Genomic DNA, 24,764 nt, shown 5'->3' with positions numbered 1-24,764 from the left:
GGTTTTGGTCGTGAAAAAATTCTGGTTGCTGATTCCTCTGGCGGTCGTCTTGGGAACGTCCTTCGCCTGGGCGATGAACTACGTCCAATACGGTCACCGCAAAGCCTACTTGGGCGAAATCACCATGGACGGGACCGTTCACGCCGGGAACGTGATGGAAAAGCTGGCCGAGTATCAGACGGACGCCAACGCCGTTGCCGAACTGCTGACGGAAAAAACGTACGACTTTGGGGCGTTGGAGCCGGGGGCAAAAGGCAAGCACGAGTTCATCATCAAGAACTCCGGCAAGGAGCCCTTGCGACTGGAAGTCGGAGCGTCGACCTGCAAATGCACGCTGGGATCACTGAACAAAAACGTTCTGGCCCCCGGCGAATCGACGCCGATCACGCTGGAATGGACCGTCGGCAACGACGTCAAGATTTTCGAACAGTCGGCGGAGATCCGAACCAACGACCCGATCCGTCCGGCGATCCGGCTGACGGTCAACGGATTGGTGATCAGTGACATCGAGTTCCAGCCGAAGAAGGTGACCTTCGGGGAAGTCCTGTCGGGGGAATCGTTCGAGTTCTCAACGAAGATGTACAGCTATTTCGACGATCCGATCGAGCTGGTCGATGCCGTGTTTGGCAGCGAAGAGATGACCGAGCTGGCCGAGTTCGAATTTGAACCCTTTGATCCGTCGGCAGATGACGACGTGTATCAGCATGCCAAACAGGGCTTTCGGATCACCGCCAAGGTCAAACCAGGGGTGCGTCAGGGGCCGATCGTGACGCCCATGCAGGTGCGTTTCAAGAAAACCGGCGAATCCGATGCCACCAACACGCCGGATCCCAAGGACTCGACCGATGCAACATCGGAGTCCACTGCCGAGATCGTGCTCGCTGACGGCGAGACCTACGTGGCGTCAGCCGAGTGCGCCGGTCGGATCATCGGTTCACTGAGCATGATCGAGTCGTCCAAGCTGAAAACGACCTCCGGCGGCAGCTACGTCTGGACCCTGGGGCGTTTGGACGAAGACGATCCGCTGGAGTACAAGGCTTTCGTGGTTTTGAAGGGTAGCCAACAAGACGAGGTAAACCTTACGATTGGGGAGGTCTACCCGGATGACGTGATCCAGGCAAGTATCGGGAAGTCTGTCGGTCGGGGGAACATGAAGTTGTTTCCGATTCAGCTGAAGCTTCAGGCCGGCCAGGAACTCGTCGACTTGCTGGGGAAGAGTAAAGACGACTTTGGAATCCTTTGGGTGGAGTCCGATAATCCCAAAGTCGGCCGCATGAAAGTTGCTGTTAAAGTCGCCCTTGAGCCGAGACCATAGCTCCCACCGTGATCGGGTTTCGGTGCCACTACGGATCATGATGTGAAACCGAACGCTAGGAATTTGACCGGATCGCGGCATTGCTGCTCGTTTTGCAATCCCGTTGCGCGGCAGGTCGCTTGGGGCCTCGTTTTGATGTCAATGCTGGCACTGGGATGTGGCGTTGCGACCGAGACGGCGCAGACTGAGACGGGCCGGACCGACATAGGCCGGGTCGAGACCGACCCCAGCCAGGGCCCGTTGGCGAAGGGGCGTCCCAGTCTCGACCGTCACGTTGCGGACGCAGATGATTCGTTCAACGACGTCTCGGGTTTGGCGGCATCCAGCCCGCTGGCAGCGGCCGGTTCGGACCCGACCTCGCTGGTCCCCCCGGCGCTCAGCGAGCTGCCACCGGTTCCTCGCCACTGGGACGAGACTCCGGACAGCACCCGTCGCGTGACCAGCTTCACGTCGTCGGGCGATGAACTCCGTTTGTCTTTCGGCGGATTTCAGCATGAATCCGACCGGGATCTCCAGTCCCAGGCGACACGGCTGGTCGCCACGCCTCAGCAAACCGGTCCCACTTCCGACGGCGGTCCCGATGGCGATTCGGTGGAAGTCATCCAAACACCTCGTGCCCAACTGGAGGCACGCGGCGAGCTGGTTCCGACCCCGGAGGGCACGCCCGAGCGAGATGCCACGATGGTCGCACCAACGGTTCCGATGGCTCGAGTGGCGCGGGATGCCGACCCGGGCAAATCGAACAGTCCTTCGACCGTTGCCAAGCGGACGCTGATCGACCCGTCGACCGATCCAGGATTGGTGGGCGGCCAGGCCGGTCCGGAAGACTACCAGCAGTGGCCCCAGCCGGATGTGGTCTTGTTCGTCACGGGGGATCAACACGGTTACATCGAACCATGCGGTTGCACCGGCTTGGAAAATCAGAAAGGCGGTGTCGCGCGGCGGTTCACCTTCATGGATCAGCTACGAAGCAAGGGCTGGGACTTGGTCCCGATCGACGGCGGGAACCAGATCCGACGCATCGGTCCGCAGGCGGCGATCAAGTTTGAAAAGTCCTCCCAAGCCTTGAAGCAAATGAAGTACAAGGCGGTCGGTTTCGGGCCGGCCGACATGCGATTGAGTGCGACCGATTTGATTTCCGTTGCCTACGCCGAGACGCCGGAGGACGGGATGTTTGTTTCCGGCAACGTCGTCTTGATTGATCCGTCGTTCGTTCCCAGTCACAAGCTGATTCGAAAAGGCGATTGGGCGGTCGGAGTCACGTCGATCTTGGATCCCGATGCGCTTGAAGCGCGGGTGGAGGAAGAAGTGGTGGTGGGTCCGATCAAGGAATCGGCAGCCAAGGTCCTGAAGGAAATGAACGCCGCCGGAGCCACCTACCGCGTGTTGACGTTTTTCGGATCCGAGGACACCGCCAAACAGTTGATGGTGGACGTGCCCGGGTACGACCTGATCGTCGTTTCCAGTGGTTACGGTGAACCGACCTATCGTCCCCAGTCGATCGAAGGCAGCGACACCAAACTGATCGTCACCGGCCACAAGGGAATGTTTGCCGGCCTGGTCGGGCTGTACGATGATCGGCCCTTGCGGTACGCCCGTGTGCCCCTGACTCACGAGTTCAAGGATGCCCCGGAGATGCGGCGGTTGATGGCGGAGTACCAGCAGCAGCTTGAACAATTGGGCCTGTCCGGGCTGGGCATCTCGCCGATCCCGCATCCGTCGGGAGAAAAGTTCGTCGGCACCAAGACGTGCGGCAAGTGCCACACCACCGCGATGGACGTTTGGGAAGGATCGCAACACGCGTTGGCCACCGAACACATCGTCAAGCCGCCCAAAGAACGCGGCGACATCGCCCGGCACTTCGATCCGGAGTGCTTGAGTTGTCACGTGACCGGATGGAATCCGCAACACTACCAGCCGTACGAAACCGGATACCTGAGTTTGGAGAAATCCCCGCATCTGTTGGGTAACGGATGCGAGAATTGTCATGGGCCCGGTGCCAGTCACGCGGCGGCGGAAGAAGAGAATTCCGGCGTCTCGGAAGAACGCAAGAAGAGCTTGCGATTGGCCATGCAGTTGCCGCTGGACCGAGCCAAGGAGCACTGCATGAAATGTCATGACTTGGACAACAGTCCGGACTTTCATGACGAAGACGCTTTCGAGGACGTCTACTGGCCGGAGATCGAGCATTACGGGACGGACTGACCGTGTCAGCGTTTCCCGGGCTCCGAACGCATTCAGGCGTCGGCTGCTTTTTCCAGGCTGGCCTGCATCCGTGCGATCCGATCGGCCAGCGTCTCGCTGCTGAGTCGCTCGCGTAGCTTGTCGACCAGCAAAGGAAAGGCCAGTGGCGTCACTTTGGGCGGGTCGGTGATCACGATCCGGCACTCGGCAAGTCGTCGCAGTGCGGCCTTCATTCGGGAGGTTTCCAGTTGCCGTTCCAGCACTTCACGCCGGCTTTGGTGCAGCAGCAAGTTTTCGGGGTCGTACTCGCGGAAAACATCAAAGAACAGATTGCTGCTCGCCTGCAGGTTACGAGCGGACTTCTGTTGTCCGGTATAACCGGCGTGGACCAAGCCGGCGATCCGTGCGATCTCGCGAAATTGACGCTTCGCCATTTCCGTGGAGTTCATGCTGGACTCGATGTCAGTTCCCAGATTGTGCGGCGACAGCAGACCCGCGGCCAAAGAGGATTCGATCGGCAGCGGGCTGGGGGACTGCAGTACCAGGCCGTAGTCATTGCAAGCCATTGACAGCGTGATCGGCTGATGGCGGCTGAGACGATAGGCAAGCAAGGCTGCCAGGCCTTCGTGGACCAGTCGGCCTTCGAAGGGAAACAGAAACGCCTGGAAACCGCCACGCGTTTTGACGCGTTCGATCAACAGTTCGTCCCGCGCCGGAAGAACACTCCAACGCTTTTGAATCTCAAACAAGCCGGCCAGGGCTTTCATTTCCGGCCCGACCAGTCGACCCTCCGCGGCTTCTTCCAATTTTCGACGCAGCGCATCGCTCAGCTCGCTCGACAGCGGCATCCGGCCTCCGTACCAACGTGGCACGCTGTCCGGTGCCCCCGTGGCGCGTTTGACATAGGCGACGTTGTCGCGGATCCGGACCAGTCGGACCAGCCGACCGGCGAACAGGAATCGGTCGCCGGGATTCAGCTTTGACAAGAAGTGTTCTTCGGCGGTTCCCAACGTCCCGCCCTTCAAATACTGGATCTTCATCGCGGCATCGCTCACGATCGTTCCGATGCTCATGCGATGCATTCGGATCGTGCGCTGGTCCGCGACGACATAGCGACCCTGTTGGATTTCAACGCGTTTGAATTCCGGATACGCGTCCAATGACTGGCCTCCGCGAACGACAAAATCCAACACCCACTGCCATTCCAGATCCGACAGGTTGCGGTAGGCATGACTCTGACGGACCTCCCGAAGCATGGCCCGGGGTTCAAAACCTCCGCCGATGCCCACGCTGACCAGGTGTTGGGCAAGCACGTCCAGCGGTTTCTCCAGCGCGGGCTTGGACTCCAAGTCGCCGCGTGCAATCGCGTCTTTCGCCGCTGCCAATTCGATCAGTTCAATCGCGTTGGTGGGAACGAATGACAAGCGACTGGTCGCTTGCGGTTGGTGGCCGCTTCGGCCGGCGCGTTGCAGCAGCCGCGCGGCGCCTTTCGGGCTGCCGATCTGGATCACCAGATCGACGGCCGTGAAGTCGACTCCCAGGTCCAGGCTGCTGGTGCAGACGACGGCCTTCAGCCGGCCGTCCTTCAGACCCGATTCGACCCACTGTCGGACCTTGGCGTCCAGCGAGCCATGGTGCAAAGCGATCCGGCCGGCCCACTGCGGCCGGTCCGCAAGCAGACGTTGATACCAAATCTCGGTTTGCGATCGCGTGTTGGCAAACACCAAGGCGGAGTCGGCGGTTTCCAGAGCTTGGGCAACTTGTGGCACCATCTTGGTGCCGATGTGTCCGGACCAGGGGAAGCGTTCGATGCGTTCGGGAATGATTGAACGCAATTGGACTTTCTTTTTCCGATAGCCTTGGATGATCCGAATCTGGTCCGATGGTTTTGGCCCGATCAGGCTGTTGGCTGCTTCCTCCAAGTTCCCAAGCGTCGCGGAGACTCCCCACGTTTGCAATTTCGGGTTCAGCCCCCGCAGTCGCGCCAGCGCCAACTCCGTTTGGATCCCGCGTTTGGTTCCCAGCAGTTCGTGCCACTCATCGACGATGATCGACTCCGCGGACGCAAGTTGCGGCAGCAATCGCTGGTGGGTCAGCATCAAAGACAAACTCTCCGGCGTGGTGATCAGGGCCGTGGGCAGTTTCTTCAACAGCCGAGCCTTCACGCTGGACTTGCTGTCGCCGGTTCGTCGGTCCAGCTGCCAGGGCAAGTCCAATGCCTGTAGCGGGGCACGCAGGGCGGCTTCGGTGTCGCCGGCCAGGGCGCGCAACGGCGTGATCCAGATCACCGTTAGCGGCGGCGGCTTTCTTGCGTCCCACACTGACGCGTCGCGATTGGCGTCCAGCCAACGCAGGATCGGTCCCAACCAAACCGCCAGCGTTTTCCCGGTTCCGGTCGCGGAGTGGACCAGTCCGCTGGCGCCAGATTGGTATGCCTTCCACGCGCTGCGCTGAAACCGAAACGGCTTCCAGCCGATCGAATCAAAGTAAGCATCGACGCGTTGTCGGCCGGTCGGCCGTTGCCCGCGGTGCGTTGGCCGCTGCCCGCGGTCGGGGACACTTGAACTGGTCGGGGAGGTCACGGGGACAAAACCTGTCGGGCTGGATTCATGATTCCGGCAGCAAAGCCTTCAGGTCATTTAGCTGATTCGCGTCGCCAGGTTTTTTGTCATGTCGCCAGCGAAGGATGCGTGGAAACCGCGTCGCCACGCCACTTTTATGACGCGTGCTCCGGCTGAGCCCCTCGAAAGCGATTTCGAACACCAGCTCCGGGGTCACGCTGCGGACGGGGCCGAACGATTCCCGCGTGTGTTGCCGGACGAACCGATCGACTTGGCGGATCTCGGCATCGTCCAATCCGCTGTACGCCTTGGCGATCGGCACCAGTTCATCGCCTTCCCAGAGTGCAAAGGTGTAGTCGGTGTACAGGCTGGCTCGTTTGCCATGCCCCCGCTGCGCGTAGATCAGGACCGCGTCGATGGTGTAGGGCTGGATCTTCCATTTCCACCACGTCCCGCGCACTCGGCCGACCTGATAGGTCGAATCCCATCGTTTAAGCATCAGTCCTTCGCTGTGATGCTGCCGGCTGGTTTCGCGTTTTTCGGCCAGCGTCAACCAGTCCTGCTGGGCAAACAGTTGTGTCGCACACAGATGGGGATGGGGAAATCGGTCCAGCAGTTCGGTCAGTTGAAGGCGGCGCTCGCGAAAAGGAAGTGGCCGCAGATCTCGGCCCTCACGTTCCAGCAAATCGAATGCGTGGAAGACGACGGGGACTTCCGACAGGAGCTTCTTGCCGACACGCTTGCGTCCGATGCGTCTTTGCAACTGCGAGAACGGCAGTACCGCTTGGACACCTCCTTGCGGGTCAAGTTCGGACGCCAGGATTTCGCCGTCAAGCACGCTTCCATCGGGCAAGGATTCGGCGGCGGCTTCGATCTCCGGCCAACGGTTTTCCATCAGTTCCTCGCCACGTGACCACAAGAAGGTTTCGCCGGCGCGGCGGATCAGTTGCCCGCGAATGCCGTCCCATTTCCATTCCGCTGCGAACTCCGACGCCTCGCCCAACTGCGCAGCGATGACGGCCGCCTGGGGGGCACCGCCATCGCGGTCCGGTTCAGTCGCCTGTTCGATCGGATGCGCCAGGCAGAACGGGTAAGGCCGGCTGATCTTGGTGTCGTCCGTATCGGGGTCGACGACGCCGGAGAAGAACGCGGCCGTCGGTTCCCAGTCCCCCATCAGCCGGTGTGCGATGGTTTCCGAATCGATCCCCGCGTGCTGCGCGATTGCTCGGGTGATCAGACGTTTGCTGACACCCACGCGGAACGCGCCGGTGATCAGTTTCATGGCGACAAATCTTGTTTCGGTATCGGTCTGTTGCCATAGCGAGAGCATCGCCGCGTGCTGCTGGTCGGGCGTCATCGTACGCAGCGGCAACAGGCGTTTGTTGACCCAAACCGAAAGAGACTCGTCGTCGGCCGGACTGCCGGGTGGGACAATCAATGACAGCGTTTCCGCCAAGTCCCCCACCGCCGAATAGGATTCTTCGAACAGCCATTCGGGGACAGCTGCCCGCTCGGCCGCCCACTGGCGGAGCAATTTCGTTGGCACCAGCCGGCGAAGCTTTCGGCCCGATAAAAAGTAAGTCGCCCAGGCCGCATCACCCCGATCGGCGAGATCAAAATACTCGACCAGCGCCTTGATTTTTTCATTCGTCTTGGTCGTCGAATCCAGGCGGGTAAACAGTCTTGCAAATCGCCTCATGGCGTGGCGTCTCCGCGGTCGGGAGGCGACGCGGGAGCCGTGTCGATTTCCGAACCGTCCTCTTCCTCCTCGCCGCGGCGTCCGGATCGATCGATCGAAACCGCATCGCGACCGAGTTCGCACAGGTAACGCGCCGCGACCGCGGTGTAGCCGTGTTGGACCCATACCTTGTCGGGATCACAAAGTGCAACGGCCTCCAGCAAACCCGGCCAATCAATGTGATCGCTGAGCACGAATCCGCGGTCGGTGGCCCGCCGTCGACGGGGCCCGCGGATCATCATCCAACCGCTGGCCATTGCCGTGCTGACCGCGCCGAAGCGGCGTGTCCACGGGGTTCCGTGGGCACTGGGAACCGCCAGCACCAGGCTTCCGGACCAGTCGTGTTTGCCGTCAATCGAACCGACATAGCGGGTCTCCGGAAGCTTAACGCCGGAGTCTCGGTAGGCCTGGACCCCTTTCTCGACGGCCCCGTGGGTGTAGATCGGGCCGATCGAAGTGTCCAGCCCGGCCAGCAACCGTTGACTCTTTCCGACCGCGTAGCCGTAAAGCAAACAGCATTTCCCCGCCGCGGCGCTATCACGCCACCAGCGGTTGATTGATTCAAAGACCTGGTCAGCATCCGGCCAGCGATAGACCGGCAACGCGAACGTGGATTCGGTCACAAACAGATGGCAACGGATCGGCTGCCAGCTTGCGCACGTCGCATCGGGGCCAAGTTTGTAGTCGCCGGCGACGACGGCGACTTGGCCTCGATGCTCCAACCTGATTTGCGCCGAACCCAACATGTGCCCGGCCGGATGGAAACTGATCTGCACGCCGTGATGATGGACGGTCTGGCCGTAGGGAGCGAATTGAAAATCTGCATCGTTGCTCAACCGCATTCGCAGCAGGTGTTCGCTGGACGTGGTTGCCAGGTAGTGATCACATCCCCAGCGGGCGTGGTCGCTGTGGGCGTGCGTGATCACCGCGCGACGCACCGGTCGCTGCGGGTCGATGTAAAAATCTCCGGCGGCGCAATAGGTGCCTAGCGGCGTCTGTCGGATCAACGGTTCTGGCAAGGCGATGGCGTGGGGCGCGGAAATGGATTGCGGACTGCCAGACGGCGTTGTCCCGTAGATCACCATAGGGCGGCGACCAGCCAGGATGCGGCGTGATGGTCGGAGTCGCGAACCTCAGGGGATCGCCGCCGCCGTGATTCTGCGGGCGACCCGTTTGGCGTTCGCGATCACGGGCGAAATGCCGACACCGCGCAGGGCGTTGGTCGCCAACGACAAGGCCGGAATGGCGTCGACGGCGGATTCGACGCGACTGGCCAATTCCTGGTGTCCCACGTGATACTGCGGCATCGCATTGTTCCACCGCACCACGCGAGCGATCGACTCGGATCCTTGCAGACCAATCAGGTCGGCCAGTTCGCGACGTACCAGTTCGATCAGCTGCTGATCGCTCTGTCGGAGCAGTTCCGACTGGGTCGCACCGCCGATGAAGACTCGGATCAACGTGTGGTCCGCTGGGCAGCGGTTCGCGTACTTGTGGCTGGCGAAGCTGATCGCCAGGATGCTGCGGTGTTCACAGGCAGGAACCACAATTCCGAATTTATCCGGCAGCCGGCGAATCACCTTTTTGGGAACGCCCAGGACCACGATTGCGGTCGAGGCCGATTCGATTGACGCCAAACCATCGGCGGCGGATCGGCAATGGGAATGGATTTCCGCGAGTGCGTCGCCGTCTCGCTCCGCGACCGAATGAAGCAATCGTGCGGAGACCGCCGCCGGCGTGGCCAGCACGACCTCGTCAAACGTTTCGGTTTGCTGGTCCCATTGAAGTTGCCATGCCGGTCGATCGCCGGGCGCGTAGCGGAGTGATTGAACCCGCGCATTGAGGTGGATCGATTCCTCGCCGATTGCAGCGGCCAGGGCATCGATCAGTTCAGCCATGCCTTCGGGGAATCCACGAAATTTTTCATAACGCGCTCCCGCACTTTGGCGTTCGGTTGCGTCTTGTTGTGCGCGGCGACGGGCCAGTGTGGCTTTTGCCAACGAACCATGCTCTCGGACCATGGCGACCATCGGAGCCATCGTCGCATTCATGCTCAGTTTTTCGATGTCCGCCGTGTAGATCCCAGCGATCAAGGGACCGACCAGTCGGTCCAAGACTTCCTGCCCCATCCGCTGGCGGACGAAGTCGGCAACGCTTTGGTCGTCCGAAGCCGCGCCTTGCGATTGGGAGTTGCCTGGCGGGTTCGGCTTGACCCACCGTTCCGCCAGGAACCGTAGTTTTCCGCGGATGGACAAGATGGGCGTGGTGATCATCTGCCACAGCTTGGTCGCCCTCATCAGCACGAAACCGTCGGGGATGGGGATAAGTTTTCCCCGGCAGACAATCATCACCCCGGCGCGATCGGTTTGCGGGATCAGCAGTTTCTGTTCCACGCCGAGATCGCGGCACAGTTCCATGGCCGCGGGAGGATCCGTGGCGAACATGTCGGCGCCGCGGTCGATGAGAAAGCTTCCGATGCGATCGATTTCGACCCGTTCGGTTCCGATGACTCCGCCCAGGTGCGAGGAGGACTCCAGGACGGTGACCTCCGAATCGGGTGCGTAGCGTTTTGCGTAGAAAGCGGTGGTCAGGCCAGAGAGACCGCCGCCAATGACAGCGATGCGTTTAACCAAGGCGAAGCGTTTCCAGGATGGAATGAGCGATCGAGGAGAGAGTCAACGACGAAGCGAAAGCAGTGGTCGTCCGGGTGATCACTGTGGCCGTGTCGGCCGTCGCATCCCACTGTCGTAATCTTCCATTCCCTCCTGCATGTCCATCTCCATCTCCATCATCTCCTGTTCATAGGAATCCATTCCGTCCATGCCATAGGGATTGTTACGTCCACGTCCGAATCCCAGGTTCATCATGCCGGAGGCCAGCTCAACGGCGAGTTGGGCGGGTTGGAACCAGCCGTCCATTGCCGCGTGAAAGTCACGCGCCGTTTCCGCTTGCATCGCGGGCTGGACCAACGGGTCGACGGTTTGGGCCACACCGGCGAACTGCGTTCCGGACATCAGAGATTGGTCAGGCATCGACTCCAGCGTCTCGTTCCAACCTTTCACGGTCTCGGTCCAAACTTCGGGTGCCAGCAAATCGGCGGGCACCCATGCTCCATCGACCGTGACGAAATTAAGGAGTTGTTGCTGTTCGCCGATGGTGAACTGCACACTGGCTTCGCCATCTTTTTCTTCCATCACTTCATAGGAGATTTCCGGTGCCCCGGCGTCCCGTGTCAGCTCCGACAAGGCCACCAGATGCGGAGCCAAACGCGCGTCCAAATCCGCAAGCCAGGGACGCAGCGGTTTCGACTGCAGGTCGGTCAGCTTCATTGAATCGGGATCCAACCCCTCGCGAAGCAACCAACCGACGGCCAGCAGCAATTGGCGGAACTTGTCGGCCGAGTCCGGTTGCATCGCTTCGAAGCGGGGATGCGAAAACAGCCAGCGTTGTCGCGTGACGATCATTTCGCCGACCGAGTGAAGTGCGTTCAGGAAGGAGCTTGCCGTTGCCCTGTCTAGTTTGCCGACACTTTTTTGAACCACCTGTTCCAAATCGCTCTGCTGGCTTGCCGGCATGGCGTCGTAGCAAGCGAGCAGAAAGTGTCCGCCCGCGCATTGCCGGTCAAACCATTCCAGGCGGGACAGCAATGCGTCATTCCCGGAAGGTTGCTGATAGGCCGGCGCGTCGGCCGGACGTGGCAGGGACGCGGGGGCGGGGGCCGCCGCTTCGGTGGCGTCCATCTGGATCTGCTCGATGGTCTCCGATCGCTGCTGTTGCTGTTGTTCTCCCATCCGCCGAGCCTGGATCCGACTCTCGGCGATCAGGTCATCCAGATCGACTGAAACGCGTCGCTGGCCGGGCAGTTCCAGGACCACGGTGTTGCCCCACAGTCCGATGAAGTCCGCTTCGACCGTGCGGGAGCCGTCCAAACTGGTCCAGCGTTCGGCCGCCAAGCCATGTGCCGGCCAGGTGAACAGTCCACCGGCAAGCGTTGTCAGGAAGATCGATGCGATCGCAATGCTTCGAAAAACTTTTCCAGATGCCATTTCAATTTCGTGTCTCTCGATGCCGGAAGCGTCGAAAAGGGAACAGGATCGGTGCGGTGGGCGTGTGCGGCGGCCCGGGATGGGGATGAGACCCGGGACGAGCGCCGTACCGGTGGGTCACGCCGTGCCGGTGGTCCACGGGAGCACGCGCGGCCTGCGCGGTCGCGGAAACTCCAGTATATTGCCAACGCGGTCGACGCACTGCGGCAATTTTACTCGGATCGAGGATTTACGGTTTCGCAATCGCCTCCGGAGAACCAAGTGCCTGTTTCGCAACAAGATTCCTCACCCGATCAGACCGAGCTGCGGGAACGCCACTACAACGCCACGGTGATCGAGCGAATCGATTGTCACGAAAATCTGGCGCGGTTCCGAATCCGTCCCGATGCCGGCGTCCCGGTGTTCAAAGCCGGCCAGTATGTCACGCTGGGTTTGGGTTACTGGGAGCCACGCCTGGAAGGGACCCAGGAGGAACAGGTTCCCGAAAAGAAGCTTCAGCGGGTGGCCAAACGGGCCTATTCCATCTCTTGCCCGCTCTTGAACGAGCACGGGAAATTGGCGCCGGTCGATTCGCTCGATTACTTGGAATTCTACATCACCTTGGTTCGCGCTGCCGAGGGTCCCGGGAAAGCCGCTCCGGCGTTGACCCCGCGACTGTTCTGTCTGGGAAAAGGAGACCGGTTGGCGATCGGCAAGAAAGTCGTCGGGGCGTACACGTTGGGTGAGATCGATCCCCAGGCGACCGTCCTGATGCTGGGGACCGGCACCGGGGAAGCGCCGCACAACGCCATGACCGCGACCTTGTTGTCACGTGGCCATCGCGGCCGCATCGTCAACGCCTGCTGCGTCAGGTATCTGGGCGACCTGGCGTATTATCCGCGTCACCTGTCGCTGATGGACCAATACGAGAATTATCGCTACCTGCCGTGCACGACGCGGGAACGCATCAACACCGATCCGTCGATGCCCGGTTATGTCGGCAAGCAATACCTGCAGGACCTGTTCACCAGCGGCAAGCTGGCGCAGGCGGCCCAAGATCCGCTGGCGCCTGGCAACACGCACGTCTTTCTGTGTGGCAATCCGGCGATGATCGGCTACGTGCCGCCGGGCGGCCAACCACCTTCGACGCCCGGAATGCTGCCGCTGTTGGAAGCCGAGGGCTTTCGCCAGGATCATGAAGGCGGCGGTCCCGGAACGGTCCTGTTTGAAAAATATTGGTAACGCGTGCCCACTTGGCGATTGATTCAACGGGGCGCCGAATCGGCCGCGTCATCCGAACCGGCATTCGAAAACCATGCGCCCCCGGCGGCCCGCGGTTTGGGGCGAAAGCGTTTCCGAATCAGTGAGCAAACCTTTTCGGACGTCCCCGCGTCCGTTAGAACGATGGGTCTGGAAGACAACACGAGTTGCAACCGAAACCGCGCCGTTTTCTTGTCTGACGTTCTCGCCACCTATTCCCTCAGTTTGCATCATGATGGATCTCTCAAAAAACACGATCGCCCTGATTCTCGGCGGCGGACGAGGAACCCGACTTTTCCCCCTGACCAAGATTCGTGCCAAACCTGCGGTGCCTTTGGCCGGTAAGTACCGGTTGATCGACATTCCGATTTCCAACTGCATCAACAGCGGGCTCCGAAGGATCTTCGTGCTGACGCAGTTTCTGTCGGTCAGTTTGCACCGTCACTTGCGGCAGACCTACCGCTTCGATCATTTCACCGGCGGTTTCGTGGAATTGTTGGCGGCTCAGCAAACGATCGAGTCGGGCACCGATTGGTACCAGGGAACGGCCGATGCGGTTCGCAAAAACCTTCGTTACATGGATCAGCCCGGCATCGAGCACGTGCTGATCCTCTCTGGCGACCAACTGTACCGGATGGATTTTCGCGACATGATGCAGTCGCATATCGATTCGGGTGCCGACGCAACGATTGCGGGCATTCCGGTTGATCGCAAGGACGCCAGCGCGTTGGGCATCATGCAGCTGGATGACAGCGGGCGAGTCACCGGATTTGTGGAGAAGCCGCAAACCGATGAGGAGATCGCGGCGGTTCGCATGGACCCGGCTTGGATCGATGCTCGCGGGATTCCCAGCAAAGGCCGCGACTGTTTGGCCAGCATGGGGCTGTACATCTTCAAGAAAGAAGTGATGGTCGAATTGCTGCAAAACAGCGAACACCAGGACTTCGGAAAGGAGGTGTTTCCGGGCGCAATCGATTCGCGCAAAGTCCAGGTGCACCTGTTCGACGGTTACTGGGAAGACATCGGAACCATTCGCTCCTTCTACGAAGCCAATCTCAGTCTGGCGGGCAAAGCGCCGCCCTTTGAACTCGGCAGCGTCGTTGCGCCGCTGTACAGCCGACCCCGGTTCTTGCCGCCGACCGTCGTCGGGGATGATGTCAGCATCCGGGGCAGCTTGATCGCCGACGGTTGCCGCATCGGCGACAACGTCACCATCGAAAACAGCGTGATCGGTTTGCGCACCGTGATCGGAGACAACGTGTCAATCAAGGACAGCGTCGTGATGGGAGCCGATTACACCGAAGACGCAGCCGACGTGTCGGCTGGGCAGATTCCGGTCGGCATCGGGAGCAATTCGGTGATCAGTGGTGCCATCCTGGACAAGAACTCCCGCATCGGAACAAACGTTTCGATCACCAACTCCGGGAACGTCGACACCCTCGGTGAAGAGGAATCGTTGCAGGTCCGCGAAGGGATTTCGATCGTGATTAAAAACGGCGTGATCGAGAACGGCTTCCGATTCTGATGGGCCGGCGGAGCGGGCCTCAAGACGATCTGGACGCGGGAAAAACGTCGGCCGCAGCGGCCCGGACCAGACGTGTCACGTCAGACGCGATGAAATGATTGCCGGCGAGGGTCCGGCAAATTCCTTTCACCTCGTTTGTCGGAGATGACGTCGATGGCCAAGTACTATGTTCAGTCCGGGACGCTGCGCACCGTGGTCGATGCCAGTTCGCAGCGTGATGCGGCGTTGTGGGCCGTTCACCAGGCAATGCAGCAGGTGCTGCCGCTCGAGCCGTCCGACCGCTGCGGCGCGACCGACACGGTGTCCGGAGAGAGGCCGCCCCGGCTTCGCGTGCTGGACAAAACGGTTCGCGTCGGCGAACGCGGGTTCGATGCTTCCGATATGCGTTCGCTGCCGACGATGGACGTCGTCGGCCAGTGGAACGACATGGTCGCCGCTCTGAACCGGCTGGAGTCGTTGCTTCATTGCAGCGGGACAGCGGCCTGAACGGGGCAGCGGCCTGAACGGGACGGCGGTCTGAACGAGAAAGCGGCCTGAAGTGGGGCCAGCGAACCGTTCTCGGTCAATCGGTTGCCGGCATCGGCTGGGGACGTTGATGTAGACCGTTCAGGGGTCCGCTCGCTGTCCTCACGAAAGACATGCGTTAAACTGCAATCGGTCCCGCGCACGGCCCGGAATTGTGCGTTCGCCCACAACGCCTGCCACCGTAGCCCGTGGACTTCATGGAACTGAACCCCCAGCAGCGTCGCGCTGCCGAATTTGACGATGCAGACGTGCTGGTCCTGGCGGGCGCCGGCACGGGGAAGACCAGCACGATCGTGGCCCGCGTGGCCCATCTGGTCCGTCGCGACGTGGATCCCCGGCGGATCCTTTTGCTGACGTTCACCCGTCGGGCGGCGCGAGAAATGCGACACCGGTTGGGCCGTCAGATCGGTGCCGACGTGGCAAAGCGCGTCCCCACCGGGACCTTTCACCATTTCTGTTTGCAATCGTTGCGGCGCTGGCCCGAATGGTTCCATTGTGCATCATTGACGATCATCGACCGTGATGACCAGTTGCAACTGATGAAGCTGGCGCGCGCCGCCGTCATCGGCAAGGATCCGACGTTCCCGAAGTCGGGTGAGTTGGCCAACTACTATTCCTTTGCCCGCAATACCAACCGGCCCCTCAAGGAGTACCTGGACGAGTTCACTTCGCACGAACCTGACTGCGTGGCTCGAATCGAAGCGGTGTTGAAGGACTACGGCGCTCGTAAACAGCAGTGCAAGTACTTCGACTACGACGACATCCTGCATCTTTTTGCCCGTCAACTTCACCGCGATCCGGTCGTTCGCCAGAAGTTGCAGCGCCGGTACGACCACCTACTCGTCGACGAGATGCAGGACACCAATCCCCTGCAGTGGTTGATTCTGGACGGGTTGCGGGAACCGGCAAAGCTGTTCTGCGTGGGCGACGACGCGCAAAGTATCTACGCGTTCCGCGGTGCGGATTTTCAAAACGTGCATGCCTTCACCGAACGCGTTCCCGGTGCCTCGGTGTTGAAGTTGGAACACAATTACCGGAGCACCCAGGAAATCCTGGACTTGTCCAATTGGTTACTGGAGCAGTCACCGCTGAAGTACGACAAGCGTTTAACGGCCACACGGGGCAGCGGCAGTAAACCGGTGCGAGTCGAAGTGGACGACGACTTCGAAGAGGCCGATTGGATCACTCGAGATTTGATGCAGCGTCATGAAGGGGACGACCCCTGGCGGGATCACATGATCTTGACCCGCAGTGCGTGGGCGGCGCGAGGTGTTGAAGCCTCGCTGATTGAACACGAGATTCCTTATCGATTCATCGGCGGGACTCAATTGCTGCAATCGGCTCACGTCAAAGATCTGCTCAGCTTGTTGCGGGTCATCCACAACCCGTCCGACCAGTTGGCCTGGATGCGCTACCTGACGCAATGGCCGCGGATCGGCGAAAAGACGGCGGCGACGACCATCAATCAACTGCTGACGTTGACCGAACCGGCGCAACGCGAGGACTTGTTGTCGAAACGTTTTTCCAACCAGCCCCGGCTTGCCGAATCCATCACCGAGTGCGTGGCGGTATGGGCAAGCGTGCCCGATGTGATTGCCACCGCCGCCGACAAACTGACACCACTGTTGGAACGCAAATACGACGATTGGGACCGTCGGCAAAAGGATTTCAAACTGCTCAAGCGGCTGGCGAAAAAGCACGCCACGGTCGCCGACTTTTTGGAAACCTACACGCTGGACCCGATTTCGGAGTCGGAAGCGTCAAACGACGACCAGGACGACGCGGTGACGTTGATCACCGTTCACAGTGCCAAGGGGACCGAGGCGCCGGTGTGTTACCTGATCGGTGTCCAGCCGGGGAACTATCCACACGTTCGCAGCATCGGCGACGAACAAAAAGAGGAAGAAGAACGACGGGTGTTGTACGTCGCCATGACGCGGGCGAAGAATGAGTTGATTTTGACCGGGACGGTTCGCTCACGCGGCGCGTTCGTGCCCCACCACAACCGATCCTTTCAAGGCGGAAGCGGACAGCCATTCTTTCTAAGCAGCATGCCGGATAATCTGTGCGCGACGGATCTGGATTTCGAAACCGATTTCTCTGACGGTCCGATCTTGTCGTTTCGCCGCCCTTGACGCTGCGTTTCCTGACGGACAAATGACGAACCCGCCGACCGCACAAAGGCGGCCGACGGGTCGGATGAAGCGAAACTCAGATCAGTCGTCGTTGCCGTTCAAGATGAAGGCGTTCGGAATCCATTGGCCTCCCAGCCAGTTCATCGTCGTGTTGACGAACGATTGGGCCGGCTTTTGGTGGACCAGGACCACATCGTCGGGCAGGATCCGAATCCGCTCTTTGGGATCCGTCATGGCACGGTCCAGGTCAACGCGGATGGCAAGCTGTCGCCCGTCGGGCAGCTTTCGCAGGATCTTGACGCGGGTCGCTTCGCAGATGTAACCCGGGTTGCCCGAGGCCAACACGGCGCCAGACAGTCCCAGCGGGCCGCCCGCCGATCCGGTAGCCATCGCGATGGCTTCGATCACATCAATGTCTTCGTCTCGCGGCAGGGCGATCCGGGATCCGGGCAACAGTCCTCCGGTCACAAAGTACTCGTGACGTTGGGGGACAAACACCACGTCGCCGTCGTGCAGGATGGTGCTCGCGGGCGGAATCGTCACGGTTTCGCAGGGCGTGACGGCCAGCGGGATCCGGATGATGTTGGGGTTCGAACCGCTCGTTGCCAGTGTCTGCAACATTTCGGCATTCATGAATGCGGTGTTCTCCGCGGCCTCACGACGGATCACGTACAGTTCGCGGGCGGCGTCGGTTCCCGGCAGGCCACCGGTCGCGGCCAGTGCGTGCAGCACGTCGTTTTCGTAGATCGGCAAGTCGATCACCTCACCACTCCCGCGGTGAATTTCGGCGTTGGCTTGCGGCGGCACCAGCGCGACTCGCGGGTCGGGTGTGTCCTGACGCAGGACGACCACGCGTCGGACGCGGGGAACGATCAGATCGACGCTGATGCGTTCGCTACCCGCTTTCAAGACCTGCTTTTCGCCGTAGGCCTTGCGGATCACATCGACCGCTTCCGGGATGGTTTTGCCGGCGACCGACAAAGCGCCCACCAACGGCAATTCCAGCATGCCCCGCTCATCGACGCGGATCGGCAAACCGGTGGTCGGTCCGACGACCGTGCCACGCGGCGGGTAGTAGCGTTGGTTGATCGCCTGGCTCCGCTGTTGGACCGGCGTTTCCTCTTCGTTGGCAGGAAACACGCCGAACACGAAGACCGATAGGGTATCGCCGGCGCCGATCAGGTGTTGGGGCGGACGCTCCTGGCCGAGTGCGGCGTAGGAGATCGGCACCATCGATTCCCGAGGGCAATCGAACAGGCTGGGATCCAGGCGGTGGGCCGGGATCGCATCCTTGGCGCTGGAGACAAGATGACAACCGGTCCCCGCGCCAAGCAAGGCCGCTGTCATCGTGACGGCCAAGGTGACGTTCGCCATGCGGCGCGATGCGTTGGTTCGAATCATCGCTGAATCCTTTCGCAGATGAGATCGGTTGATTTGATGGTAAATGCTGGAATGTCGTTGGCCCCTTGGCATCCGTTGCCTGTGCGGGGCGGGGTGGCTTCGTCGGCGGGTCGCTGCGGTTGCTTGAACCGCGCCGAGCGGGAAACCAGGAGATCGACTACTCGATCAGGCCGACATCATCCATTTGGACGTCGAAGTCACTCAGGACGGTGGTGGTATCGGTGCCCAGCGGTGCCGCAGCATCCGACGGACTGAATTCGATCGTGACGCTGTTGTCGGGGGCGTAGCGATACCGCATCGCGGTCGTGGCTTCCGCCGCCACAGCGGCCTTCGGGTTCTGGGTTTGAGCCGGTTTGCGGTTCGACTTGGCCGCGGCAGATTGGTCCGCCTTGGACGACGGTGTCGTCGCCGGCTTCTGGCTGGGACGGCCGGGGGTGGTCGCCGCTGCCGGAGCTTTCATCTCCGCGGCTTCCTCTGGCGTCGGGATCGGCATCATCATGATTTCCTGATCCGTCTCGATGGCCCCGCTGTCAAACGCCATCCCGTTGTGCACGACCGGCACGCCGCATCCCCCGCTCAGGCAGCCGCAAGAGCCAACCGCCGCGCCACACTGGGCACACAGGCAGCGTGGAAACGGGCATTCGCAAGTTTCAAAGATCCGCAGGTAGTGCGTATCAGGAAACTGGGATGCACGTGCAGCGCCGTCCTGCCAGCCGCTGTAGTAGGCATGTCGCCGGTTGTCACAGTCCTTCAGGATCTGGCCCGGTTTCCAGTAGCACTCCGGAGCCACCGCTGGCGGGCAGCAAGGGCCTCCGGTGGCGACTTCGTAGAAGCCATCCAGCCAGCCTTTCTTGTAGTCATGCGGATAGGACGAACACTCGGGACGCCCGCATTCGTGGTACTGCAGGCGGGCTCGGAGGTGCTGTGTGTGCTCGTAGTGGTAGTCGCTAAGCGATGCACATCCGGACATCAGCAGCAATCCGCCGAGGATGACGGGTAACGTTTTCATGGGTCTCTTTCGCACGCCTGCGCTCCATCGCTTGGGTGTTTGAGTCATGGGGCTGATTCGGAATTTCCCGAATGCCTTGCCGACACTTCTGGGGCGAAACGGAGCAGATCCACCAAACGGCAGGGGTAAATCTCGTACCGCCGGCGCAATCAGCACAGCCGGACGGGGTTGCCGTTTGGGCAAGACCCCACCAAAGCGTCCAGTTGGCGGCTAGTTGCCAGCTGATGGCCCCAAATTTCTGGCAAAGGAGGCCAACTTGCCACTGTCGTTAATTTTTGTCCAGTCTTCCTAGTCCATCGCCAGGGGGTGATTACCATAAGTTCACCACCCGCGTGGCGAGGGTCATTTTGTCCAGGTGAAGGCCCCCGATCGCACCATCCGCATTGAACTCCGCAGCAAGAAGATTTATGTCCAGCGATCTCCAGACGCGGCCTTTGCCGGTCGGCGTCGTGTCCGCCGACGCGATCGAGCAACTTGACCCCTTCGTGCCGGCGGGCCCGCCCATCGGCGTGGCCTTGGAGGCGTTGGAATCTCCCTCGGTTCCGCATCGGATCCGCGAAGAAGCCGACGGTCCGGTTACCCGGGCGGTCCCCGGTAGCAATCATTTTCAGTTGTTTTTGACCAGCATGCCGTTGGTGTTGGCCGACGTCGCCATGCTGCTCGGCTCGCTGCTAGTCGCCGCGAGCGTGACATCACTAAGTCTGGGAACGATTCTGGCCCCGACGTTGGATAACCAGATGGTGGCGATCGTCGCCGGCTATCTGCTGTTCGGCGTGTTGCACGGATTGTTCCCCGGGACCGGAACCAGTCCCGTGGTCGAACTTCGCCAATGCGTTTTGGCGGTTTGGGCATCCTTCTGTCTGATGATTGCATTGAACCTGGCGCTGGGCGTTCTGTCGGCAGGTGAGTGTTCGATCGGTGTGATCGGCGTGATGTTGTCGACGTTCACCGTACCGCTGTTCCGAATGGTTCTGCGAAAGTCGCTTGCGAAGACGTCCTGGTGGGGCGAGCGGGCACTGATCATTGGGGCCGGACCTCAGGGGCGGGCCCTGTTTCGTTTTTATGATCGAGCCAAAGAGCGTGGTTTGCGTCCGATCGGACTGGTCGACTCGGATACATCCGCCGAACATTCCGAGCATCTGGATACCGGTGGGCTGCCGTACTTGGGATCGATCAACGAATTGGATCGCCTCAATCGCCGCTATCGAATTCGTTGGGCGATTGTCGCTCCCGGAGGTTGCCGCAAGCTGGACATGGGCCAAGTCATGGCCAACGCGTCGAAGATTCCGAATTTGCTGATTCTGCCGTCGCAGTACTTGTTGCCCAGCCTGTGGGCAACGACGCGCGAGTGTGCCGGCGTGATGGGAGTCCACCTCCGCGACCACCTTCAGAATCCGATCGCGCTGGCGTCCAAACGGCTGATCGACATCGTCTTGTCACTGACCGCGTTGATTTGTCTTTCGCCGGTGTTGCTGCTGATCATCGCCTGGGTCAAATGGAAATCCCCGGGTCCCGCCTTTTACGGACATACCCGGATCGGACGTGGCGGCAAAATGTTCAAGGCCTGGAAGTTCCGGTCGATGGTCGCCGATGCGGACCGCGTGCTGGAAGAGTACCTGGAACAAGACGTCGAAATGCGTCGCCAGTGGATCGAGGACCAGAAACTGAAGAACGATCCGCGGATCATTCCCGGAGTCGGTCACATCCTGCGGAAGTCAAGTTTGGACGAATTGCCCCAGCTGTGGAACGTGCTGTGCGGCGACATGAGCTTGGTTGGCCCGCGTCCGATCGTGAATTCCGAGATCGAACGCTACCGCGAAATGTATCCGTTGTACTTGCGAGTGCGTCCGGGAATCACGGGACTGTGGCAGGTCAGCGGCCGCAACGACACCAGCTATGAGCAACGGGTCCGTTTGGATAGCTACTACGTTTGCAACTGGTCCGTGTGGCTGGACGCCTACCTGGTTCTTCGCACGGTCCGCACGATCTTGATGCGTGAGGGCGCCTACTGACGGCTGCAGCAGCGTGATCGCCCCTGGGTTCCGACTTGGAAAGAGCGAAGGATCTCTGGACGCCCAGCCTGTCGCAGGCTGCCGACGGACGATCGCAAGGATCGGTCCGCCTGTATCGTCGCTTAAGGTCTGGGAATCCACTCTAAGGATTTCCGTTGGCGAACAAGGCGGGGCTTCGAACTAGACTGCATCGTCGGCCAGGCAAGTCGCGTTCGACCTCGGGGCCGTCAAGTGACGGTTGGAGGATCCACGTCGATTTGGACGGCTGGAGAGAATCCGCCGGATTGAAGGGACCGGTGGCACGAGGATTGCCTTGTGCTTCGCGGCTTCGCCGCGTCGTTTCCATCCCCACAATTCATCCACGTTGTCGTTCCGATGGCCGCCATCGCGCAGATAGTCGAATCGTTCGCCTACGGCACCGCAAAGTCGGTGCTGCAGCTGTGTCGATTCATCGGGCCGGAGCACCGGATCACGATTTTCTACGGTGTGCGTCCCGGGACCGACTTGGAATTGCCGGAAGTGGACCCCCGGGTCACATTGACTCCGCTTCCGGGCAGCGGGCCGGCCAAGCACGCCAGCAACGTTCGGTTTCTCGCACGGTCGTTGCAACGCGGATTCGACGTCGTCCATGGTCACAGTTCCTACGGCGGGCTGTACGCCAAGCTGACCGGACCGAAGCTGGGCTTGCGGACGCTTTACTCGCCACGTGGCTACTCGTTCTTGCGGCAGGATTTCCCGGCGGTCAGCCGCTGGGCATTTCGCACCGTGGAATCGCTGACGGCCAAGCGTTGCACGACCATCAGCTGTGGCCCCTACGAACATCGGCTCAGTCAGGAGTTGGGCGGAGAATCCATCTGTATCAACAACGGTTTTGACATCCGTCGTCCGCTGGCGGTCGACCAACTGCGGCCGGTGGTTTTGGGCGTGGGGCGAATCTGCCCGCAGAAGGGATTCGATCGGTTCTTGGACATCGCCAAGCGTTGTCCGGAGCACGAATTCCTGTGGGTTGGTGAATCCGCGCCGGGCTGTGAGCCTGATCCGGCAAGTGTCCCCGCGAACCTGCGGTTGCTTCCTTACCTTCCGCATGAACAGTTGTTGGACCAGATCACGCATTCGCGGGTCATCATGTTGCCGTCTCGGTGGGAAGGGTTGTCGCGTTTCCTGATCGAGAGTGTGTGCATGGGGAAAGCGATCATCACCTCTCGCTTCCCCGCAAATCTGGACTGTTTGGATGGTGATCCGAAGGGTCAGCAATTTGCAAACGGGTTTGCCTGCGAAGAAATCGAAGACTACGTGGGTGCGATCGGTCATTTGATGGCCGACGACGGGATGCTCCAACGCATGCAACAGGCAAGCCACCGATTTGCGAAGCAGAATTTTGATATCGACATCATCGCGCAGCGGTGGCGTGAGCTCTATGACTCCACAAAACAGACTGTTTGAATGATCTCCATGCCTGGGACAGCCGCTCAGACCATCGCTACGCGAGCGAGCTTGGATTCCATCGGGATCAATCTGATTCTCGGCGGGTTTCCCAAGTGTGCGACGACTTCGTTGGCCAGTTGGATCAACGACAGTTCTCACGTGACGGTCAGCAATCCCAAGGAAACGTATTGCCTTTGTCCCGAGATTCAGCCGGAGCGGGACGGTTCGCCATGGTCGTTACGGGAATGTTTTCCGCTGCACCGTTCCAAGTGGATGGTTGAGGCGTCGACATTGAACGTTTACTCCCGATCCTTGCGGGATGCGGTTGCTGCCGATGACGAGACGAAAGTCATCCTGTCGGTGCGAGATCCTGCGGAGGCGGTGATCTCGTGGCACAATCAAATGATCCAGGCGGGGATTGCCACGTCGATCGATTTCGAGACGTGTTGGGAAGAATCGCTGCGATTGGATCAGCGTTGGGATTCGCGGGCGGATGACCCGATCACCTTCCGCAGGAATTACCTGCGGATGTTCTCCTTTGGATACTGGGTTCAGCATTGGATCGACGCCATCGGACACCAGCGTGTCCTGATTCTCCGCACGGAGCAGATGCGGTCAGATCCGTCCGGCGTTCGCGCGCAATTAGATCGATTCCTCGGCCCGCTGGCGTTGTCGGAACTTCCGCCCCGGCTGAATCAATTCGCATCAATTCGCTGCGAATCGTTTTATAAGCAATTGCGTGAATCTCGCTTGAACTTGGCGTTCAGGCAGTTTGAAATGCGTTTTCCGGCGATGGGAACGATTCGTAGGGCGGTCAAGGAGCAAGTGTTTCGAAAGCCGCAAAAGAAAACGATCTCCTCTGAGACCGGGATCCAGCTGGGGACACACTTTGTAAAAGATCAGGTCTTGATGGACTCTTTGTGGGCGGAGAACCAGAGACACTGGAGCTCGGTCGTTGCCGATTAAGACGTCGTTGCCGATTAAGAATCTGGCAAAGCCGGGCGATATTTACCTTCTCACCCTTCAATAGATTCCGACATGCGTGGCAGATCCGCATTCGCAATGGCCAAGCCGATCATCGCCGCCGCTGCGGCTGTGTGTTCGGTGGTGCCCAAGCCGCTGTTTCGTGGCACGTGGTGGCTGGTGCAGGGGCTGCCGGGAATGCTGGGCGCGGGAATCCGATACTTGTATCTCAAACGCCTCGCTAGGCATGTCGGCGACAACGTGATGTTGAACACCGGCGTGCACGTCAAACATTGGGAAGGATTGGAGCTCGGCAGCAACATCACGGTTCAACAGAATTGCTATTTGGATGCCGAGGGCGGCATCACGATCGGTGATGAGGTGTCGATCGCGCACCAAAGTTCGATCTTGAGTTTCGAGCACACGTGGGACGATCCCGAGCTGCCGATCAAATCGAATCCTCGCCGCACGGCTCCCGTTGTCATCGGCGATGACGTTTGGATCGGATGCGGGGTGCGAATTCTCAGCGGGGCCGTGATCGGTCGCCGGACCGTGGTTGCTGCCGGTGCCGTGGTTCGGCGCGGTGAGATCGGTGGGGCGATCTACGGTGGCGTGCCAGCCAAACGTCTGGCGGATTTTAAACAAGCTGAGTCGCCCAAGCCCCTGATCGCTTCTTGAGCGGAGGT

17 protein-coding genes are annotated in these 24,764 nt (G+C 60.5%); 10 read left to right on the top strand and 7 right to left on the bottom strand.

The window, feature by feature from the left end; all coding sequences use genetic code 11:
• The first annotated feature begins 10 nt into the window (after positions 1-10).
• Both FYK55_RS24695 and FYK55_RS24690 read left to right on the top strand, forming a co-directional pair.
• Positions 11-1,315: a DUF1573 domain-containing protein gene (locus FYK55_RS24695; protein WP_150079302.1), complete on the top strand. Its 1,305-nt coding sequence runs from the start codon at positions 11-13 to the stop codon at positions 1,313-1,315.
• A gap of 135 nt (positions 1,316-1,450) precedes the next feature.
• Positions 1,451-3,520, top strand: a complete 2,070-nt coding sequence (locus tag FYK55_RS24690; RefSeq protein ID WP_150079301.1) for a multiheme c-type cytochrome — start codon at positions 1,451-1,453, stop codon at positions 3,518-3,520.
• Between the two features lie 32 nt (positions 3,521-3,552).
• Here FYK55_RS24690 and FYK55_RS24685 read toward each other — a convergent pair whose 3' ends face one another.
• The 5 genes from FYK55_RS24685 to FYK55_RS24665 form a co-directional block, all read right to left on the bottom strand.
• Positions 3,553-6,081, bottom strand: a complete 2,529-nt coding sequence (locus FYK55_RS24685; RefSeq protein ID WP_150079300.1) for a ligase-associated DNA damage response DEXH box helicase — start codon at positions 6,079-6,081, stop codon at positions 3,553-3,555.
• Between the two features lie 25 nt (positions 6,082-6,106).
• A complete protein-coding gene (locus FYK55_RS24680; protein ID WP_150079299.1) occupies positions 6,107-7,759 on the bottom strand; it encodes an ATP-dependent DNA ligase in 1,653 nt (550 codons plus the stop codon).
• The gene (locus FYK55_RS24675; RefSeq protein ID WP_150079346.1) at positions 7,756-8,823 is read right to left on the bottom strand and encodes a ligase-associated DNA damage response exonuclease; all 1,068 of its coding nucleotides are present in this window, start codon (positions 8,821-8,823) and stop codon (positions 7,756-7,758) included. The genes FYK55_RS24680 and FYK55_RS24675 overlap by 4 nt, the downstream gene beginning before the upstream one ends.
• Positions 8,824-8,931: 108 nt before the next feature.
• Positions 8,932-10,431: a protoporphyrinogen oxidase gene (gene hemG, locus FYK55_RS24670; protein WP_150079298.1), complete on the bottom strand. Its 1,500-nt coding sequence runs from the start codon at positions 10,429-10,431 to the stop codon at positions 8,932-8,934.
• Positions 10,432-10,509: 78 nt separating this feature from the next.
• Positions 10,510-11,844 (bottom strand): hypothetical protein, encoded by a 1,335-nt coding sequence (locus FYK55_RS24665; RefSeq protein ID WP_150079297.1) that lies wholly within the window; start codon positions 11,842-11,844, stop codon positions 10,510-10,512.
• A gap of 261 nt (positions 11,845-12,105) precedes the next feature.
• On the opposite strand from FYK55_RS24665, the gene FYK55_RS24660 reads away from it, so the two are divergent.
• The 4 genes from FYK55_RS24660 to FYK55_RS24645 all read left to right on the top strand — a co-directional run bounded on the left by FYK55_RS24660 (position 12,106) and on the right by FYK55_RS24645 (position 17,268).
• Positions 12,106-13,065: a ferredoxin--NADP reductase gene (locus tag FYK55_RS24660; RefSeq protein WP_235908951.1), complete on the top strand. Its 960-nt coding sequence runs from the start codon at positions 12,106-12,108 to the stop codon at positions 13,063-13,065.
• Positions 13,066-13,312: 247 nt separating this feature from the next.
• Positions 13,313-14,608, top strand: coding sequence for a glucose-1-phosphate adenylyltransferase (locus FYK55_RS24655; protein WP_150079345.1), 1,296 nt, complete (start codon positions 13,313-13,315; stop codon positions 14,606-14,608).
• A 153-nt stretch (positions 14,609-14,761) separates the two neighbouring features.
• Positions 14,762-15,094 carry a hypothetical protein gene (locus FYK55_RS24650; RefSeq protein WP_150079295.1) on the top strand — a complete coding sequence of 111 codons (333 nt, stop codon included), beginning with the start codon at positions 14,762-14,764 and terminating at the stop codon, positions 15,092-15,094.
• Between the two features lie 236 nt (positions 15,095-15,330).
• Positions 15,331-17,268: an ATP-dependent helicase gene (locus tag FYK55_RS24645; protein ID WP_150079294.1), complete on the top strand. Its 1,938-nt coding sequence runs from the start codon at positions 15,331-15,333 to the stop codon at positions 17,266-17,268.
• Positions 17,269-17,349: 81 nt separating this feature from the next.
• Here FYK55_RS24645 and FYK55_RS24640 read toward each other — a convergent pair whose 3' ends face one another.
• A complete protein-coding gene (locus FYK55_RS24640) occupies positions 17,350-18,669 on the bottom strand; it encodes a polysaccharide biosynthesis/export family protein (protein ID WP_235908949.1) in 1,320 nt (439 codons plus the stop codon).
• 157 nt (positions 18,670-18,826) lie between these two features.
• Positions 18,827-19,678 carry a hypothetical protein gene (locus FYK55_RS29835; RefSeq protein WP_235908948.1) on the bottom strand — a complete coding sequence of 284 codons (852 nt, stop codon included), beginning with the start codon at positions 19,676-19,678 and terminating at the stop codon, positions 18,827-18,829.
• Positions 19,679-20,085: 407 nt separating this feature from the next.
• Here FYK55_RS29835 and wbaP point away from each other — a divergent pair, with 407 nt between their 5' ends.
• From wbaP to FYK55_RS24615, 4 genes are all read left to right on the top strand, one after another.
• Complete coding sequence (gene wbaP / locus FYK55_RS24630) at positions 20,086-21,690, top strand: undecaprenyl-phosphate galactose phosphotransferase WbaP (RefSeq protein ID WP_150079293.1); 1,605 nt, start codon at positions 20,086-20,088, stop codon at positions 21,688-21,690.
• Positions 21,691-22,065: 375 nt separating this feature from the next.
• Positions 22,066-23,133 (top strand): glycosyltransferase family 4 protein, encoded by a 1,068-nt coding sequence (locus FYK55_RS24625; RefSeq protein WP_150079292.1) that lies wholly within the window; start codon positions 22,066-22,068, stop codon positions 23,131-23,133.
• 9 nt (positions 23,134-23,142) lie between these two features.
• Entirely contained in the window at positions 23,143-24,081 is a 939-nt protein-coding gene (locus FYK55_RS24620; protein ID WP_161604732.1) for a sulfotransferase domain-containing protein, read from the top strand.
• A 72-nt stretch (positions 24,082-24,153) separates the two neighbouring features.
• Positions 24,154-24,756 carry an acyltransferase gene (locus FYK55_RS24615; protein ID WP_201743801.1) on the top strand — a complete coding sequence of 201 codons (603 nt, stop codon included), beginning with the start codon at positions 24,154-24,156 and terminating at the stop codon, positions 24,754-24,756.
• Positions 24,757-24,764: the final 8 nt, after the last annotated feature.

Origin of the sequence: Roseiconus nitratireducens (assembly GCF_008629675.1) — a bacterium.
Taxonomy (GTDB): domain Bacteria; phylum Planctomycetota; class Planctomycetia; order Pirellulales; family Pirellulaceae; genus Stieleria; species Stieleria nitratireducens.
The sequence above is the reverse complement of the archived record's forward strand: the minus strand, read 5'-3'. Positions and strand labels throughout refer to the sequence as shown.